Here is a 16,719-nt window from a genome sequence, read left to right on the forward strand (position 1 = left end):
GCCCTTCACCGCGTCGCATGCGGTGAAGGGCCCCTTCAGCCCGGCGTCAGGCGTTCGGATCGAACGGGATCCCGGCGGGCTTCGCCTTGGCGAGTTCGCCGTTGAACGACGAGTCCCGGATCCCGAGCTGGGCGCTGCCGAAGTCGTGCCCCGTCAGCTTGTCGCGCAGGCCCGGGCGGGTAGCCGTCCCAGCCGACCAGCGGCGGATACTGCCACTGCTTCTTGTGGTTCTCCGGCTCCTCGCCGAAGCCCGCGTGCCGGAAGCAGTGCGTGCCGATCCCGTCCTTGTGGTAGATCACCTTGGGGTGCTTGCCCGTCTCGTCCCACGGGACCTGGTCGCGATGCCTGGTCGTGTACTTGCCGTGGGCCGACGTGGACACGTACCTGCCCCAGTCGCCTTGCACCCACACGACGACGTGCTCCCAGTCGTGCCGGTGACCGGCACTCCCGGGGCCCAGCGCGGCCTGGTCCTTTTCGAAGTAGAGCGCGTACAGGTAAGCGCACCAGCCGTTGTTGCACTTCACCCGCGAGTACGCGTTGGTGTTGTCCAAATCGGACAGGTCGCGGCACTGGCCGTTGACGTCACCGCCCAGCGCGAGTCCTGGCGCGAGAGTGCCGTCACGGCCGATCCCCGGGGTCGGGTAACAACCGTCGCCGTCGTAATCGAAGGCTGGTTCGTAGATCCGGTCGGGCCAGGGCGCCGACCAGTCGAGTGCCTGTGGCGGCGCGGCGAAGGCCGTGCCGGTCACGAGAAGGAGGGAAGCGAGCGTGCCAAGGAGGACCGTGGTGAACCGTCGCATACCGTTATTAATTCACGACTTGATTCAACACGGAACCTTCCTTGGTCGGCTTACTCGCAAACGGCCCCGTGCGCGGCACTCTGGACGACCTTGGCGTACTTGCCGAGCACTCCGCGCGTGTACGCCGGAGGCTTGGGCGCCCAGCCCTCACGGCGTGCCTCGATGTCGGCGATCTCGACTTCGAGGGTCCGGTTCGCGACGTCGAGCGTGATCGGGTCCCCGTCGCGCACGAACGCGATCGGCCCGGCGTCGACGGCTTCCGGCGCGATGTGGCCGACGCAGAGGCCGGTCGTGCCGCCGCTGAACCGGCCGTCGGTGATGAGCAGGACGTCCTTCCCGAGTCCGGCGCCCTTGATCGCGCCGGTGATGGCGAGCATCTCGCGCATGCCCGGCCCGCCCTTGGGACCTTCGTACCGGATGACGACGACGTCGCCGGCGACGATCCTGCCCTCGGTGAGCGCGTCGAGTGCGGCTCGTTCGCCGTCGAACACCCGCGCGGTGCCGGTGAACGTCGATTCGTCGAAACCCGCCGACTTCACGACCGCGCCTTCCGGCGCCAGCGATCCTTTGAGGATGGTCAGCCCGCCCGTCTTGTGGATCGGGCGGTCGAGCGGGCGGATGATCTCGCCGTCGAGACCGTCGGGTGCGATGCCCTCGAGGTTCTCGGCCATCGTCTTGCCGGTCACGGTGAGCACGTCGCCGTGCATGAGCCCGGCGTCGAGCAGCGCCTTCATCACCACGGGGATGCCGCCGACCTTGTCGACGTCGTTCATCACGTACTTCCCGAACGGCTTGAGGTCGCCGAGGTGCGGGACCTTGTCGCCGATGCGGTTGAAATCGTCGATGCGCAGATCGACCTCGGCCTCGCGCGCGATCGCGAGCAGGTGCAGGACGGCGTTGGTCGAACCGCCCAGCGCCATCACGACGGCGATGGCGTTCTCGAACGCCTCCATCGTCATGATCTGCCGCGCGGTGATGCCCTGGCGGAGCATGCCGACGACGGCTTCCCCCGACCGGTGGGCAAAACCGTCACGGCGCCTGTCGACGGCGGGAGGGGCGGCCGATCCGGGCAGCGACATGCCGAGTGCCTCGGCCACCGACGCCATCGTGTTGGCGGTGTACATGCCACCGCAGGCACCCTCGCCGGGGCAGATCGCGCGTTCGATCCGGTCCACTTCGGCGCGGGTGATCTTGCCCGCCAGGCAGGCGCCGACGGCCTCGAACGCGTCGATGATCGTGACGTCCCGGCCGTCGACCTGACCGGGCATGATCGAGCCGGCGTAAAGGAAAACGGAGGCGAGGTCGAGCCGGGCAGCGGCCATCAGCATCCCCGGCAGCGACTTGTCGCAGCCCGCCAGCAGCACGGAGCCGTCCAGCCGCTCGGCCATCATCACCGTCTCGACGGAGTCGGCGATCACCTCGCGCGAAACCAGCGAGAAGTGCATGCCCTCGTGGCCCATGGAAATACCGTCGGACACCGAGATCGTGCCGAATTCGAGCGGGTAGCCCCCGCCCGCGTGCACGCCGTTCTTGACCGCCTTGGCGAGCCTGTCCAGCGACAGGTTGCACGGGGTGATCTCGTTCCACGAGGACGCCACCCCGATCTGCGGTTTGGCGAAGTCGTCGTCGCCCATCCCGACCGCGCGGAGCATGCCGCGGGCCGCCGCGCGCTCCAGGCCGTCGGTCACGTCGCGTGAACGAGGCTTCAAATCGGGCTGGTCTTCCGGCATCGGGACACCTTTCTCCGTGGTGGGACACCGGGCACGCTGCCAACCGGAGGCGCCCGGCGCAACTCACCGCTCCGCATTCGCTCCACGATGCAGCGCCACGCGCGTGATCGCGTGATGCTCGACGCCGAGCACCTCGGCCGTCCAGCCGGAGACCACCACCCGGTCGCCCGGCTTCTCCGGGATCCGGCCCAGGATCACCAGGATCAGCCCCGCGATCGTCGCGTACTCCCCCGGCGGCGTGTCGCCCAGCTCGACCCCGACGTCGACGAGGTCGTGCACCGGGAACGTGCCGGGCAGCACCAGCGAACCGTCCTTGCCGTCGCGGACGGCGAGCACGTCACGGTCGGTCTCGTCGTAGATCTCGCCGACGATCTCCTCCAGCAGGTCCTCCAGCGTGACCATGCCCGCGACGGCGCCGTGCTCGTCGACGACCAGCGCCATCTGCTCCCGCTCGGCCTTGAAGCTGCGCAGCGCGTCCGAGACCCGCAGCGAATCGGGGAACACCACGGCGGGCCGGACCACTTCGGCGAGATCGTCGCGGTCTTCGAGCAGATCGCGCAGGCTCACCACGCCGACGACGTCGTCCAGATGCCCGCCGCGGGCGACCGGCGCCCGGGAGTGGCCCGACTCGGCCAGCTGCCGCCGCGCCGACTCGAGGTCCAGCTCGGCCGCGAGTGTGAACACCGCGCGGCGGGGAACGAGCACTTCCCGCAGCCGTCGTTCGTGGATCTCCAGTGCGCCGTTGATGATCATGCGCTGCTCGGCGTTCAGACCGCGTTGCGCCGAGACCAGTTCCCGGAGTTCCTCGGGCGACATCTGGTCCGGATCGGCTTCCGCCCGTCCGCCCAGCGCGCGCACGACGAAGTTCGTCGACGCGCTCAGTGCCCACACCACGGGCCTCGAGATCGTCGACAACAGGTTCAGCGGACGCGCCACCAGCAGCGCCCACCGCAGCGCGTTCTGCATGGCCAGCCGCTTCGACGCCAGCTCGCCGAGCACCAGGGTCAGGAAGGTGAGGACCATGGTCACCAGCGCGACGGCGACCGCTCCGGCGGCGTCGCCGAGGAAGCTCAACAGCGGAACCACGGGTTCGGAGAGGGACACCGCCGCTGTCGCCGAGGCCAGGAACCCGGCGAGCGTGATGCCGATCTGGATCGTGGCCAGGAAGCGATTCGGGTCGCGCGCCAGCCGCGCCAGCGTCCGGGCGGACGCGCGGCCGTCCCGCTCCAAGGCCCGCAATTGGCCCTCGCGCAACGAGATCAGCGCCATCTCGCTGCCCGCGAACACCGCGTTGACCACCACCAGCACCGCGACCAGCGCGATGTCGAACCCGTAGCCGCCCACACGCACTCCCCCGGCCCGCCGGAAGTGCAGAACATTACCGAGGGAAACCCCGGCCCGCAGATGTCGGGCCACTCGCTACTGACACGTCGTTCCGATACCTTCGAAGGACCCGCACGGACGGAGTCCTGATGTTCGCACTCGAGACCGCTCCCGCCCGGAACCTCCGGCGCCGGGCGGAGGAGATAGCCAAACCGGTCACCCGCTGGAGCATCGGCCACGCGATCCCCCGGTTGGCCCTGCGGGCCGCGGCGCGCCGGGGCGATCTCCAGGGCAGGCTGTCGGTCGAGGCGAGCGGCGGAACGGACCTGACCGGGTTGTTCGACGAGATCCGCTCGCACGGCGCCATCGCCACCACCCGGGTCGGGCACGTGACCACGCGGCATTCGGCCTGCAAGGAAATCCTCACCAGCGACGCGTTCAAGACCGTCCGATTCGTTCCGGACAACCCGCTGCTCAACCGGCTCGTCGCCTGGTCGGCGTCCGGGCTGATCCATCCGATCGAACCGCCGTCGCTGCTCGCCAGCGAGCCGCCCGACCACACGCGCTACCGCAAACTCGTCACGCGCGTCTTCACCGCCCGCGCGGTCGAGCAGCTGCGGCACCGCACGCAGGCCATCGCCGACGAACTGCTCGACGGCCTCGACCCGGACGGCCCCGTCGACCTCGTCGAGCAGTACTGCGGGCTCCTGCCGGTCACCGTCATCAGCCAAATCCTCGGTGTCCCGCCCGAAGAACGGGACAAGGTGCTCGCGCTGGGCGGCGCCGCGGCCCCGAGCCTCGACCTCGGGCTGCCATGGAAGACCTTCCGGACGGTCGAAGCCACGCTGGCCGAATTCGACTCGTGGCTCACCCTGCACCTGGAGAAACTGCGGGCGAATCCCGGCGACAACCTGCTCAGCCAGCTGATCGCCGCCCGCGAGGACGGCGTCGGCCTGACCGAGCGGGAACTCAAGGCCACCGCGGGACTGGTGCTGGCGGCCGGGTTCGAGACGACCGTCAATCTCCTCGGCAACGGCATCGCCCTGCTCACCCGGCATCCGGATCAGCTGGGGAAACTGCGCGGGAACCCGGAGCTGTGGAGCAACGCGACCGACGAGATCCTCCGCTACGACCCTCCCGTCCTGCTCACCGGTCGGCTGAGCGCCCGCGACACCGAGATCGGCGGAAAGCCCATCGGCCGCGGGGCGATCGTCAGCACCGTGCTCGCGGGCGCGAACCGCGATCCGGAGATCTTCGACGACCCCTCCACCTTCGACGTCACGCGGGCGAACGCGCGGGACCACGTGTCCTTCGGCGCCGGACGGCACTATTGCCTCGGCGCGTCGCTGGCGAGGATGGAAGGCGAGATCGGGCTGCGGTCGATCTTCGAGCGCTTCCCCGACCTGCGGCTCCAGGGTGGGGCGCGGCGGCGGCAGACCCGGATCCTGCGCGGCTTCGAAACACTTCCCGCGACCCTCTCGTGAGTGGTAAGGACGGTTGGAACCGTCCTTACCACTCACGAGAAAGTACCGAATGACCTCCGCCACGCTCCCGGCTCTCTCGGTCCTGGACACCTCCCCCATCGTCCAGGGCTCGATGCCGCGCCAGGCCCTGCTCAACACCGTCGACCTCGCGTGCCTCGCCGAAGACCTGGGCTACCACCGCTACTGGGTTCCCGAGCACCACGGGATGCGCGGCGTCGCGAGTTCCGCGCCGGCGGTCCTCATCGCCCACCTCGCGAACGCCACCCGACGGCTGCGACTCGGTGCGGGCGGGGTGCTCCTGCCGAATCACGCGCCGCTCGTGGTAGCCGAGCAGTTCGGCACCCTCGCCGCCTTGCATCCCGGCAGGATCGACCTCGGCATCGGACGCGCGCCGGGCGGATCGAAGGCGGCTTCCGCGGCCTTACGTCCACAAAGGACAAAGGACTTCGGCGTGCAACTCGACGAACTCCGGGGATTCCTGAATCCACCCGAGGACGCCGAAGTGAAGGCGATCCCCGTCCTCGGCGGCAACATCCCGGAACTGTGGCTGCTCGGCCGCTCCCCCGAAAGCGCCGCGCTCGCCGCCGAACGTGGCATCAAGTACGCCTTCGCGCACCACCTGGCACCGGACGCACCGGCCAGGGCGGATCTGGTCAGCGTCTCCGTCATCGCCGCCGAGGACGACGAACGCGCCGAATGGCTCGCCGGGTCCACGCGCCTGAAGGTGCTCAGCCGACTCCGCGGCAACCGCATCCGGTTGCCCAGCCCCGAGGAGGCCGCAGCATTCCCTTACACCGCCGATGATCGCGCGGAAATCGCGAAACGGTCCGGCGCCGTGCTCACCGGGAGCCCCGAAACACTCGTCCCGAAACTGCAACGGATTCTCGACGAGACCGGCACCGCGGAAATCATGGTGACCACGCCGCTCTTCCACCACGCCGACCGCCGCCGGTCCTACGAACTGCTCGCCTCGCTACCCGGGCGGCTCACGGCGCGTTCGAACATGTCCTCCAGTTCGGCCAGCGTCTTCGCGCTCTGCTGCTCGAACCAGCTCCGCGCGGCTTCGGCGTCCCTCGACGCCGTGGCGATCTGGCCGATCGCGATGATCTCGGACGGCCGCTCCGTGAAGTAGAACACGAAGCCCTCGATCAGGGCGCGCAGTGCGGCGGCGTAGCTCTCGGCACGCGCGCTCAGCGGAATGAACGCGAACAGGCCGACCACCTCGCCCGCCTGTTACGTGTTTTCGACTCGGCGGGCCTGCGGGGCGCGCACGCGTACACGTTCATCGCGCCCAACCTGCCGCATTATCCGTCACAACCGGAGCACGACTACGACATGGCGTCGTTCAGCCTCGTGAAGACGCTGCGGGAGCAGCATCACGACGAACAGTCGCCGTACCGGTTCGAGCGCAAGCGGTCTTTCGACGCACTGGCCCGGCACAACCGCGGTTATTGAGCAGAAGGGTGAACGTGGCGTGCTCGTGCGTTTTCGGTGTCGGGTGACGCCGTTCCTGGCTGGGACTGAAGGTTCAGACCGTGTGGGCCCAGCCACAAAGCGTACACATGAGTCTAAATCAGACATTTTCCCGGTCAGAAGTGTCCGATGTGGACAGCCGGAGTGCGGTCGCCCCTCGTCGGCCAGTCCAGATCCGACCCGACCGCGAAACAGGACATGGTCGCCTTTCCCCTCACTAACGAAGGCCCCCGGGATCGGCGTCGAGCGCTTCGAGCACGGCGTCACCGTTCGCCCTCGCCCACTCGGTCAGGATGTGGATCGGGTCGATCAGTGTCGCGCCGAGAGGGGTGAGTTCGTACTCGACGCGGGGCGGCGCCTCGGCATACGCGTGACGGCGGACGAGTCCGTGCGCTTCGAGTCGTCGAAGCGTTTGGGTGAGCACCTTGCGGGAGATGCCGCCGATCAGGTCGACCAGCTCGCCGTGGCGCACCGGGCCCTCGCTGAGTCCGGCGAGCACGACCACCGTCCACTTGTCGGCGATCACTTCGACCGCCAGACGTGCCGGGCAGTCGGCGAGGAAGAGATCACCGGAACCGAAATCGCTCACGGCGTCAAAGGTACCTGTGGGTTCCTATCGGAAACCTAGCTTGGCGTCATGCGAGTCATCACCCAGCAGAAACTCGGCGGTCCCGAAGTGCTCACCTTCGTGGACGCGCCCCAGCCCCGGCCACTTCCGACCGAGGTTCTCGTCCGGGTCAAGGCGATCGGGCTGAACCCGCTGGAGGCGCGCTTGCGCGCAGGCGAATTCCCCCTGCTCGGCGAGCCGCCGTTCGTCCTCGGCTGGGACATCAGCGGTGTGGTCGACGAGGCGCCGCGGACCTGGCGGTTCAGGCCCGGCGACGAAGTGTTCGGAATGCCGCTGTTCCCGAGGGCGGCCAACGCGTACGCCGAATTCGTGTCGGCGCCGGCCTTGCACCTGGTACGCAAGCCGGCGTCGCTCTCGCACGTCGAGGCGTCGGCGCTGCCGGTCGTCGGGCTGACGGCGTGGCAGGGCCTCGTCGACCTCGCCGACGTGAGCGAGGGCGACCGCGTCCTGATCCACGGCGGCGGTGGCGGGGTCGGTCACGTCGCGATCCAGATCGCGAAAGCGCTCGGCGCGCACGTGATCACGACCGCCAGTGGAAGCAAGCGGGAGTTCGTCGAGGAGTTCGGCGCCGACGAGGTGATCGACTACACGGCGGTCGACTTCGCCGAGGCGGTCCGTGACATCGACGTCGTGTTCGACACGATCGGCGGCGACACCGTCGAGCGGTCGCTCGACGTGCTCCGCCCGGGTGGTCACCTGGTGACGGCGGTCGCCGAGGAGGATTCGGAACTCGCCGCCAAGTACGGGGCGGCCGGTGTGCACTTCAGCGGCGTCGCGGTCGACCCCGATCCGGTCGCCCTGCGAGGTCTCGTCGAGCTCGCCGAGCAGGGCAAGCTCCGGGTCCATGTGCAGGAGACGTTCCCGTTCGAGCGCGTCGCCGACGCGCACCGGCTGCTCGACGGCGGGCACCTCCGGGGCAAGCTCGTCCTCACCGTCTGACCCGCCAAGCGGGGATTTTTACCGGACCGGCCGGGAAAACCGGTCAGTAACGTCTCGCCGGTGACGACGGACCGCGAAGGCAAGGAAGCGCCGGAGTTGCCCGTCTTCACCGGGTTCGGGTGCCTGATGGGCTTCTTCATGACCGTGCTGGCCCTGATCGGCCCGGCCCTGCTGTGGATCAGCACTCGCTTCGCGCCCGGCGATGACGACGGCCTGGTCGTCCTCGCCATGGGCATCGTGTTCACGATCGGCGGCCTGGCGACCGTCGGCTCTCAGCTCTGGCAGAACGCCAAGGCCCGCGAGACCCACCGCACGCTCGACCGGACTGGCGTCCGCGCGACCGCCGAAGTCGTTTCCAGCAAGCGGATCTGGGTCGGCGAGGTGAGCACTCCGGCGGACGACGTCGATCTCGTCGTCACCGGTCCCGGGGTGACTCCGTTCAGCGCACGGGTGCTCACCGAGGAGGTCGGCCGCTACGAAACGGGCACGGTGGTACCCGTCGACGTCGACCCGAGGACTCTCCTGTTCCGCCTCGCCGACTGACCTCGCGGCGATCATTGCCCGGCAGCATCGTATCGCTTATCGTATATGAAATTCACCCCCCGATGCTGCGAGGTGACCTCGTGACCACCGCCACCGCCGACCCGACCACGACCATGGTCGCGCGAGATTTCACTGATTTCCGCACGGTGGTGTCGCACTCCTTCGTGCCGCTGCACGTGACGAGCGAGCACCGTGACCACTTCCGCGGCCGCATCCGCTCGTGCGGCGCCGACGACGTCCAGCTGACCGAGGTGACCGCGTCCGCGCACGTGGTCGAGCGGACGCCCGAGCTCATAGCCAGGGCGGACAGGCACTATTACAAACTGAGCCTGATCCTGTCCGGGACCGGGCTGCTGGTGCAGGACAACCGCGAGGCGATGCTGCGCCCCGGTGACGTGGCGTTGTACGACACACACCGACCGTATTCCCTGGCGTTCGAAGAGGATTTCCGCACGCTCGTGGTGATGTTCCCGCAGCGCCTCATCGATCTCCCCCGCGACCTGGTCGGCCAGCTGACCGCGGTCCCGATGTCGGGCAAGCGGGGTATGGGCAACGTCGTGGTGCCCTTCCTCGCGCAACTCGGCAGCAACCTCGACCAGCTCGGCGGCCCGGCGGGCGTCCGGCTCGCGCATACGGCGGTCGATCTGCTCGCCACACTGTTCGCGAGCGAGCTCGACCTCGCCCGCGCGACGGCCGGACCGCACCACGAACTGATGCGCCGCGTCCTCGCCTTCATCGACACGAACCTCTCCTCCACCGACCTCGGCCCGGCGCAGATCGCCGCCGAGCACTACATCTCCACCCGGCATCTGCACGGCCTCTTCCACGAACAGGGGACGACCGTCTCGGGCTGGATCCGCACCCGTCGCCTCGAACACTGCCGCCGCGAATTACTGGACCCCGTGCACGCTTCACGGCCCGTCGCCGCCATCGCGGCGAAGTGGGGTTTCGTCGACGCGCCGCATTTCAGCCGGGTGTTCAAGACGGAATTCGGCTGCTCGCCGAGCGAACTGCGCCGCGGCTTGACCGTGAGCGATCGGTTGTTGCCGCCCAGCGCGTGACAGCTGGCCCCGCCGGGGCGGTCGCCTCGACGATGACCGCATGCCCGAAGCACCCGAGGAACAGTGGCGCACCTATGACGAGTTCGCCGCCGGAATAGCCACCTATCGCCTGCCGAACGCGGACCTGTCGGGACGCGAGCTCACCGTCACCCTCGACGACGGGACGGCGCTCGCGCTGCGGTTCGAGGACGCGGAAACCGTCACCTGCAACGGCATCAAGGATCCGTACGACGCGGTCGCCGTCCGGGAAGACGTTTTCTTCGTTAATCTCCCCCATGCCAGCGTGGAAGGTGAAGCACTCACCGTCGTCTTCTCCACGACGACACATCGCGCGCTCGCCGTGCGTTCGGTGATCGGCACCGAAGACGTCGAGGGTGTTCCCCGTGTCTCCCAGACGTTCTGGTCCGGCACCACCGACGCGGGCACGCCGACCGGCGAGCAGCCGGGGCCGTCGCGCGACCTGATCGGCAAGCGCAACATCTACCGCTACAGCCCGGAGCACCTCTACGAGCACGTGTACGTGTCCTCGCAACGCTATGCCTGGCAATGCCTCGAAGGCGTGCAGCGCGGCCACGGGGACATGGACCTCTCGACGGTCTGGAAGTTCCAGGACGGTCTCTACCTGTTCTGCTTCCGCGAATTCCGCATCGCCGTGGCCAGTGTGTGGCTGCACGACCTCGGCTACGCGCTGAAGACCACCGGCGTCTTCCTCGGCCTGACCGGCGACGGCCGGTCGGAACACTCCCGCGGGGGCGGGCACATCTACCCACTCGGCGCCGTCGCCTACCCCGACGCGCAACCGGTCTAAGGAGCTTCAAGTGTCCAATTTAGACATCATCGCCGCGCACTACGCCGCGAGCGACCGAGGCGATCTGGCGGGCATGCTGGCCCCGCTCGGTCCCGAAACCACCTGGACGGAGGCGGCCGGCTTCCCTTACGCCGGTACCTACACCGGTCCGGAAAAGGTGCGGGACAACGTCTTCGGCGCGATCGCCCGTGACTGGGACGGCTACGGTTTCGCTCTCGGCGAGCTCGCCGACGCGGGTGACACGGTGATCGGCATCGGCACCTACCAGGGCAAGCACCGCGAGACCGGCCGCTCGTTCACCGCCCGCGTCGCGCACGTGTGGAAGTTCGAGAGCGGCAAGGTCGTCTCGTTCGAGCAGATCGTCGACTCGGTGCCCGTCGTCGAAGCCATGGAGAACCAGTGAAACCCGCGCGGCGCCTCGTCGCCCTCGCCGCCGCCGTCCTGCTCGCGACGGCGGGCTGTGCCGGGGCCGAAAGCGGTGCGAGCGGCCCGATCAAGGTCGGCTCGGTCAACGCGCTGAGCGGCGCGGCCACGTTCCCCGAAGCCTCCCAGGCGGCCAAGGCCGTCTTCGACGCGGCCAACGCGAGCGGTGGCGTGAACGGGAGACAGATCGAGTACAAGGCGCTCGACGACAAGGGTGACCCGGCGGCCGCCGCGGCCGCGGCCCGTGAGGTCGTCGGCCGCGACGAGGCGGTCGCGCTGGTCGGCTCGTCCAGCCTCATCGAGTGCGAGATCAACAACAAGTACTACGAACAGCAGAAGATCCTGTCCATCCAGGGCATCGGCGTCGACCCGGCGTGCTTCTCCAGCCCCAACATCGCCCCGGCCAACGTCGGCCCTTACCACGACATGACGCTGACGCTGCTCTACGGCTCGGAAACGCTGAAGCTGAACGACATCTGCGCTTTGCTGGAGATCGCGGGCAACACGCTGCCCTCGTACCAGGCGGCGATCGACGAGTGGTCGGCCATCACCGGCAAGAAGCTCAAGTACCTCGACGCGACCGTGCCCTACGGCGGTTCCGACTACACCTCCTACATCGTCAAGGCCCGCAACGCCGGGTGCAAGGCGATCACGGTGAACCCGGTCGAGCCGGACTCCATCGGGCAGCTCAAGGCCGCCGCCGCACAGGGCTGGAACGACGTCACCTGGCTGCTGCTGACCAGTGTCTACAGCGAGAACTACGCCAAGGCCGTCACCAACGCGGGCGCCGGGGTGTACGTGCCCGCCGAGTTCTACCCGTTCACCGACACGGCCAGCCCGCAGAACAAGGACTGGCACGACCTAATGACCAAGAACAACATCCCGCTGACGTCGTTCAGCCAGGGCGGTTACCTGGCGGCGAAGTACTTCCTCGAAGTCGTCCGCGGGATCAGTGGTGACGTCACCCGCGAGTCGGTGACCAAGGCGCTGCGCGAGATGAAGCCGATCACCGATCCGATGGTCGGCACGCCGTATGTCTTCGGACCGGGCCAGACACACCACGACAACACCGCGGGCTGGCCGATCAAGCTCGCCTCCGGCACCGGCAAATGGGAGCTCGTGGCGAACGACTGGCTGCGGATTCCCAAGAAGTAACTGGAGGAAACGATGCTGCAGGGAGCGCTGGCCGGCCTGGCCGCCGGCGGACTGTACGCGGTACTGGCGGTGTGCCTGACGCTGATGTCGCGGTTGGTGCGGGTGGTCAACTTCGCCCAGTCGGCCACCGGGATGTTCGGCTGCTACGTGGCGGTGTTCCTGTCCGTCGACTGGGGACTGCCGATGTGGCTCGCCACGATCGCGGGGATCCTGCTCGGCGGGCTGCTCAGCGCACTGCTCGGCTGGATCGTGTCCACCTGGCTCGCCGAGGCGGACACCGGCACCCGCTCGGCGGTCACCGTGGCCGTGCTGCTCCTGCTGATCTCGTTGTCGTTCATCCTGTTCGGCAACAAACCGCAGCCGTTCCATCCGATCCTGGACGGGCCGGCGGTCACCGTCGGCGGGGTGGTGATCAGCCAGGTCACCGTGGTCACCGTCGCGCTGGCGGTGCTGGTCGCGGTGGCCAGCCGGATCGTGCTGAGCCGGACCCCGGCGGGGGTCCAGCTCAGGGCGCTGTCCGAACGCCCGACGACGGCGGAGCTGCTGGGCATCCCGGCGAAACGGCTCAGCATCGCGGTCTGGGCGGTCACCGGCGTGGTCAGCACGCTGGTCATCTCGATCGTCGCGCCGTCGCAGTCGAACGACGCGACGTCGCTGGCGATGCTGGTGGTCCCGGCCTCCGCGGCGGCCCTGCTCGGCGGGTTCCGCCGTCTCGACCTCGCTGTCGCGGGCGGGCTGGGCCTCGGCCTGATCCAGGGTGCGGCCGCGCAGGTCGACGGCCTTTCGGTGGTGCGGTATTTCCTGCCGTTCGCAGTGATCGTCGCGCTGCTGCTCTGGTCGCAGCGCAAGGAGGTGTGGGATGCGGCTCGCTGAACGCGGGATACGCACCGGGGTTCCGTTCGTGGTCGCTCTGGTGGCGATCGCGGTGGGCTACGGACTGAGTGTCGGGCTCGACGGGTACTTCGTCTATCTGGGCATGAGCGCCGTCGTCGCCGGGATCTCGTTGCTCGGGCTCGGCGTGGTCACCGGCAGCGCGGGGATGATCTCGCTGTGCCAGCTGACCTTCGGCGCCGTCGGTGCCTGGACGGTGTCCGCGCTGAACGAGGCGCAGGCACCCGGCGGGTTCCTCGTCTGGCTGCTGCTCGGCGGGCTCGCCGCAGGAGTGGTCGGGATCCTCGTCGGGCTCCCGGCGTTGCGGCTGCGCGGGATCAACCTCGCCGTCGTCACGCTGGGGCTCGCCGCCGCGGCCGACCTCGCGCTGGTCCAGCTCCAGTTCCCCGGTGTTTCCGGCGGGATCTCGGTGGAGCGGCCGGACGCCTTCTCCGACGACCGGTCCTACTTCCAGCTCGCCGTCGTGGTGCTGGTGCTGTGCTGCCTGGCCGTGTACTTCCTCCGCCGCGGGCGCTGGGGCAGCGCCTGGCAGGCGGTGGCGTTCTCCGAGCGCGGGACGGCGGCCGCGGGCACGAGCGTGCGGACGTCGAAGCTGACCGCGTTCGCGGTGAGCGCCACCCTCGGCGGGATCAGCGGCGGTCTGCTCACCGGGCAGGTCGGATTGGCCTTCCCGGCCAGTTTCACCGCGATCCAGTCGCTGGCGCTGTACGTGCTGGCGATCATGTCGGGCGCGCATCTGATCGACATGGCCGTGTTCGGCGCGGTGCTCTGGGTCGGAGTGCCGGAACTGCTGAAACGCTGGGGAATCCCGCAGGACTGGGGCTTCGTGGTGTTCGGCGTGCTCGGTGTCCAGGCGCTGGCCAGTGGCGGGAACCTGGGCACCACGGTGCGGCAGGTCTGGTACCGGCGGTCCAAAAAGGAACCGGCGAAACTCGATCTCGCCGCCGGGGCCGTGGAAATCGAGTCCAAGGCCCCTGGTCCGCCGGTGCTCACCGTGCGCGGGCTGAGCGTGAACTTCGGGCACGTGGCCGCACTGTCCTCGGTGGACATAGCCGTGCCGGAACACGGGGTGCTCGGCGTGATCGGGCCCAACGGCGCGGGGAAGTCGACGCTGGTGGACGCGATCAGCGGGTTCCTGCCGAATGCCGACGGCTCGGTGGAACTGGGCGGCAAGCCGCTGACCGGGTCGCCGTCGAACCGGGCCCGTGCCGGCCTGCGGCGGACGTTCCAGCAGGACCGGGTCCCGCCGGGACTGACGGTCGGCGCCTACCTCAAGTTCCTCGCCAGGCGACGGCTCACCGCCGACGAGATCGGCGACGCCCTGGGCTTCTTCGGCTGTCCGGCCGCCCGCACGCCGCTGTCGCAAGTGGACGTCGGCGCCCGGAGGCTGGTCGAGGTCGTCGGGCATCTGCTGGCGCGGCCCCGGGTTCTGCTGCTCGACGAGCCGGCCGCGGGTCTCCCGCACGAAGAGCACGTCGCGTTCGGGGAGCGGCTGAGGCAGGTTCCCGCGCGGTTCGGGGTGTCCGTGCTGCTCATCGAGCACGACCTCGATCTGGTGCGCTCGGTCTGCGACACGATCACCGTCCTCGACTTCGGCCGCGTGCTGGCCTCGGGCCCCCAGGCCGAAGTGCTCGCCGATCCGGCCGTGCTCAAGGCGTACATGGGTGAAACGGAGCTGCTGTGAACGCATTGCGGATAGCGGGGCTGACCGTCACCCGCGGCGCGGGCCCGGTGATCCGGGACGTCGACCTCACCCTCGAGCCGGGCCGGATCACCGCGCTCGTCGGGCCGAACGGCGCCGGGAAGACCAGTCTGCTGGAGGCCGTCTCCGGCGTCGTGCCCGCCTCGGCGGGGACCGTCCACATCGGATCCGACGAGATCACCAAGCAGTCGCGGGTCAACCGCGCGCGGCGGGGCCTGGCGCATATCGAGCAGGGACGCGCGGTGTTCGGTGGCCTGACCGTGCTGGAGAACCTGATGCTCACCGCACGCACCCGCGCGCGGGCCGATGAACTGTTCGAATTGTTCCCCGAACTGGAGAAACGCCGGGACTCGCCGGCGGCGCTGCTGAGCGGTGGCGAGCAGCAGATGGTGGTGCTGGCCCGCGCTTTCGCCGCGCGGCCGTCGTTCCTGCTGATCGACGAGATGTCGCTCGGCCTCGCGCCGGTGGTGTTCACGCGGTTGCTGCCGATGGTGACGCGGTTCGCCGAGGAAGGTGCCGCGATCTTGCTCGTCGAGCAGTTCACGCACCTCGCCCTCGGCGTGGCGAGCGATGCGCTGGTGGTGTCTTCGGGGCGTGTCACCTATACGGGTTCCGCGCAGGGCCTGCTGGACTCCCCCGGCACCCTGCACTCGGCCTACCTGGGCGAGTCCTGAGCCCGGCACCAATCGTGTGGGTGACGTAGTGAAGGCCTCCTTGCCTACTTTGAGAGTAGGCAAGGAGGCCTTCGCGGACTGCTGCCCGCCTGCACTCTGGGCATGCCTATCACCTACCGGGCCCGCTCAGCTGTCGTGAAAGCCACCTTCAGGACACGGGACAACGCTTCGTGATCACTCCCTCCAGCGAGCAGGCGTTCCCAATGTCGCATTTGGGACGGTCAGCGCCTCAAATGCGACATTGGGAACGCGACTCGGCAGAGCCACCTAACGGCTAAGAGCCCATGCCCGCCCGTTCGAAGGCCAGCGTCGGGAGGTCGACGGCGTGCGCGCCGCCGTCGGCGACGATCACCGCGCCGGTGATGTACGACGACTCCGAGGAGCCCAGGAACCTCACGATCGACGCGATCTCCTCCGGCTCGGCGGGACGGCGCAACGGGACTTCAGCGGTGACCCGGCGGTAGCCCTCGGCGTGCCCGCCGGTGAAGCCCGCGGCCTCGGCGAACTGGTCCATCTCGCCGTCCGCCATCGGGGTGCGCACCCAGCCGGGGCAGACGGCGTTCGCGCGGACGCCCTTCGGCCCGTAGTCGCGGGCGATCGAGCGGGTCAGCCCGATCAGGGCATGCTTCGCAACGGTGTACCCGGCGACGTTGGGCCCGGCGAACAACCCGGCCAGCGACGACACGATGACCACCTGCCCACCGGTTTCGACCAGCGAGGGCAGCGTGGCCCGGCAGAAGACGAAGGCGCTGGACAGGTTCGAGCGCAGCGCCAGCTCCCATTCCTCGTCACCGGTGTCAACCACCGAAGACAGGCCGTGCCCGCCCGCGTTGGCCACCACGACGTCCAGCCTGCCGAACTTGCCGACGATCTCCGCTACGGCACTCTCGGCCGCTTCGCGTTCGCTGGCGTCACAGGTGACGACGTACGCGCCGGTTTCGGCCGCCACCTTCTCCAGCGGCTCGCGCCGACGTCCGAGGACCACCACCTGGGCGCCCTCGTCGGCGTACCGGCGGGCGACCGCCGCGCCGATACCGGTACCGCCACCCGTGATCGCGACAACCTTCTTCACTCGCATGAGTCCT

General features: G+C 68.9%; 15 protein-coding genes and 1 pseudogene. 11 read left to right on the forward strand and 5 right to left on the reverse strand.

Annotated features, from left to right (window positions below; translation table 11 throughout):
• Positions 1 to 46: 46 nt before the first annotated feature.
• The 3 genes and pseudogenes from ACLJRM_RS02965 to ACLJRM_RS02975 all read right to left on the reverse strand — a co-directional run bounded on the left by ACLJRM_RS02965 (position 47) and on the right by ACLJRM_RS02975 (position 3,874).
• A pseudogene (locus ACLJRM_RS02965) lies at positions 47 to 800 on the reverse strand (NPP1 family protein).
• A 50-nt stretch (positions 801 to 850) separates the two neighbouring features.
• Complete coding sequence (gene ilvD / locus ACLJRM_RS02970; protein ID WP_410598704.1) at positions 851 to 2,530, reverse strand: dihydroxy-acid dehydratase; 1,680 nt, start codon at positions 2,528 to 2,530, stop codon at positions 851 to 853.
• 63 nt (positions 2,531 to 2,593) lie between these two features.
• Complete coding sequence (locus ACLJRM_RS02975; RefSeq protein ID WP_410662174.1) at positions 2,594 to 3,874, reverse strand: hemolysin family protein; 1,281 nt, start codon at positions 3,872 to 3,874, stop codon at positions 2,594 to 2,596.
• Positions 3,875 to 4,002: 128 nt separating this feature from the next.
• Between ACLJRM_RS02975 and ACLJRM_RS02980 the strand changes: the two genes are divergently transcribed.
• Both ACLJRM_RS02980 and ACLJRM_RS02985 read left to right on the forward strand, forming a co-directional pair.
• Entirely contained in the window at positions 4,003 to 5,337 is a 1,335-nt protein-coding gene (locus ACLJRM_RS02980) for a cytochrome P450 (RefSeq protein WP_101607475.1), read from the forward strand.
• A 49-nt stretch (positions 5,338 to 5,386) separates the two neighbouring features.
• Positions 5,387 to 6,469, forward strand: a complete 1,083-nt coding sequence (locus ACLJRM_RS02985; protein ID WP_410662175.1) for an LLM class flavin-dependent oxidoreductase — start codon at positions 5,387 to 5,389, stop codon at positions 6,467 to 6,469.
• Positions 6,470 to 7,027: 558 nt separating this feature from the next.
• On the opposite strand, the gene ACLJRM_RS02990 is transcribed toward ACLJRM_RS02985, so the two are convergent.
• Entirely contained in the window at positions 7,028 to 7,399 is a 372-nt protein-coding gene (locus tag ACLJRM_RS02990) for a winged helix-turn-helix transcriptional regulator (protein ID WP_410662176.1), read from the reverse strand.
• Positions 7,400 to 7,447: 48 nt separating this feature from the next.
• Between ACLJRM_RS02990 and ACLJRM_RS02995 the strand changes: the two genes are divergently transcribed.
• The 9 genes from ACLJRM_RS02995 (at position 7,448) to ACLJRM_RS03035 (ending at position 15,634) form a co-directional block, all read left to right on the forward strand.
• The gene (locus ACLJRM_RS02995) at positions 7,448 to 8,377 is read left to right on the forward strand and encodes an NADP-dependent oxidoreductase (RefSeq protein ID WP_410662177.1); all 930 of its coding nucleotides are present in this window, start codon (positions 7,448 to 7,450) and stop codon (positions 8,375 to 8,377) included.
• Positions 8,378 to 8,437: 60 nt separating this feature from the next.
• Positions 8,438 to 8,920 carry a hypothetical protein gene (locus ACLJRM_RS03000; RefSeq protein WP_101607469.1) on the forward strand — a complete coding sequence of 161 codons (483 nt, stop codon included), beginning with the start codon at positions 8,438 to 8,440 and terminating at the stop codon, positions 8,918 to 8,920.
• 62 nt (positions 8,921 to 8,982) lie between these two features.
• Complete coding sequence (locus ACLJRM_RS03005; RefSeq protein ID WP_101607468.1) at positions 8,983 to 9,981, forward strand: helix-turn-helix domain-containing protein; 999 nt, start codon at positions 8,983 to 8,985, stop codon at positions 9,979 to 9,981.
• 40 nt (positions 9,982 to 10,021) lie between these two features.
• Complete coding sequence (locus ACLJRM_RS03010) at positions 10,022 to 10,789, forward strand: MoaF C-terminal domain-containing protein (protein WP_101607467.1); 768 nt, start codon at positions 10,022 to 10,024, stop codon at positions 10,787 to 10,789.
• Positions 10,790 to 10,799: 10 nt separating this feature from the next.
• Positions 10,800 to 11,192, forward strand: a complete 393-nt coding sequence (locus ACLJRM_RS03015; protein ID WP_410662178.1) for a nuclear transport factor 2 family protein — start codon at positions 10,800 to 10,802, stop codon at positions 11,190 to 11,192.
• Positions 11,189 to 12,367 carry an ABC transporter substrate-binding protein gene (locus ACLJRM_RS03020; protein WP_101607465.1) on the forward strand — a complete coding sequence of 393 codons (1,179 nt, stop codon included), beginning with the start codon at positions 11,189 to 11,191 and terminating at the stop codon, positions 12,365 to 12,367. The genes ACLJRM_RS03015 and ACLJRM_RS03020 overlap by 4 nt, the downstream gene beginning before the upstream one ends.
• Positions 12,368 to 12,379: 12 nt before the next feature.
• Entirely contained in the window at positions 12,380 to 13,240 is an 861-nt protein-coding gene (locus tag ACLJRM_RS03025; protein ID WP_101607464.1) for a branched-chain amino acid ABC transporter permease, read from the forward strand.
• Positions 13,227 to 14,942 carry an ABC transporter permease subunit gene (locus ACLJRM_RS03030; RefSeq protein WP_410662179.1) on the forward strand — a complete coding sequence of 572 codons (1,716 nt, stop codon included), beginning with the start codon at positions 13,227 to 13,229 and terminating at the stop codon, positions 14,940 to 14,942. The genes ACLJRM_RS03025 and ACLJRM_RS03030 overlap by 14 nt, the downstream gene beginning before the upstream one ends.
• Entirely contained in the window at positions 14,939 to 15,634 is a 696-nt protein-coding gene (locus ACLJRM_RS03035; RefSeq protein ID WP_410662180.1) for an ABC transporter ATP-binding protein, read from the forward strand. Before ACLJRM_RS03030 ends, ACLJRM_RS03035 begins: the two co-directional genes overlap by 4 nt.
• 274 nt (positions 15,635 to 15,908) lie before the next feature.
• On the opposite strand, the gene ACLJRM_RS03040 is transcribed toward ACLJRM_RS03035, so the two are convergent.
• Positions 15,909 to 16,706, reverse strand: a complete 798-nt coding sequence (locus ACLJRM_RS03040; RefSeq protein WP_101608216.1) for an SDR family NAD(P)-dependent oxidoreductase — start codon at positions 16,704 to 16,706, stop codon at positions 15,909 to 15,911.
• Positions 16,707 to 16,719: the final 13 nt, after the last annotated feature.

This window comes from Amycolatopsis sp. lyj-84, assembly GCF_046549075.1.
Classification (GTDB): Bacteria; Actinomycetota; Actinomycetes; order Mycobacteriales; family Pseudonocardiaceae; genus Amycolatopsis.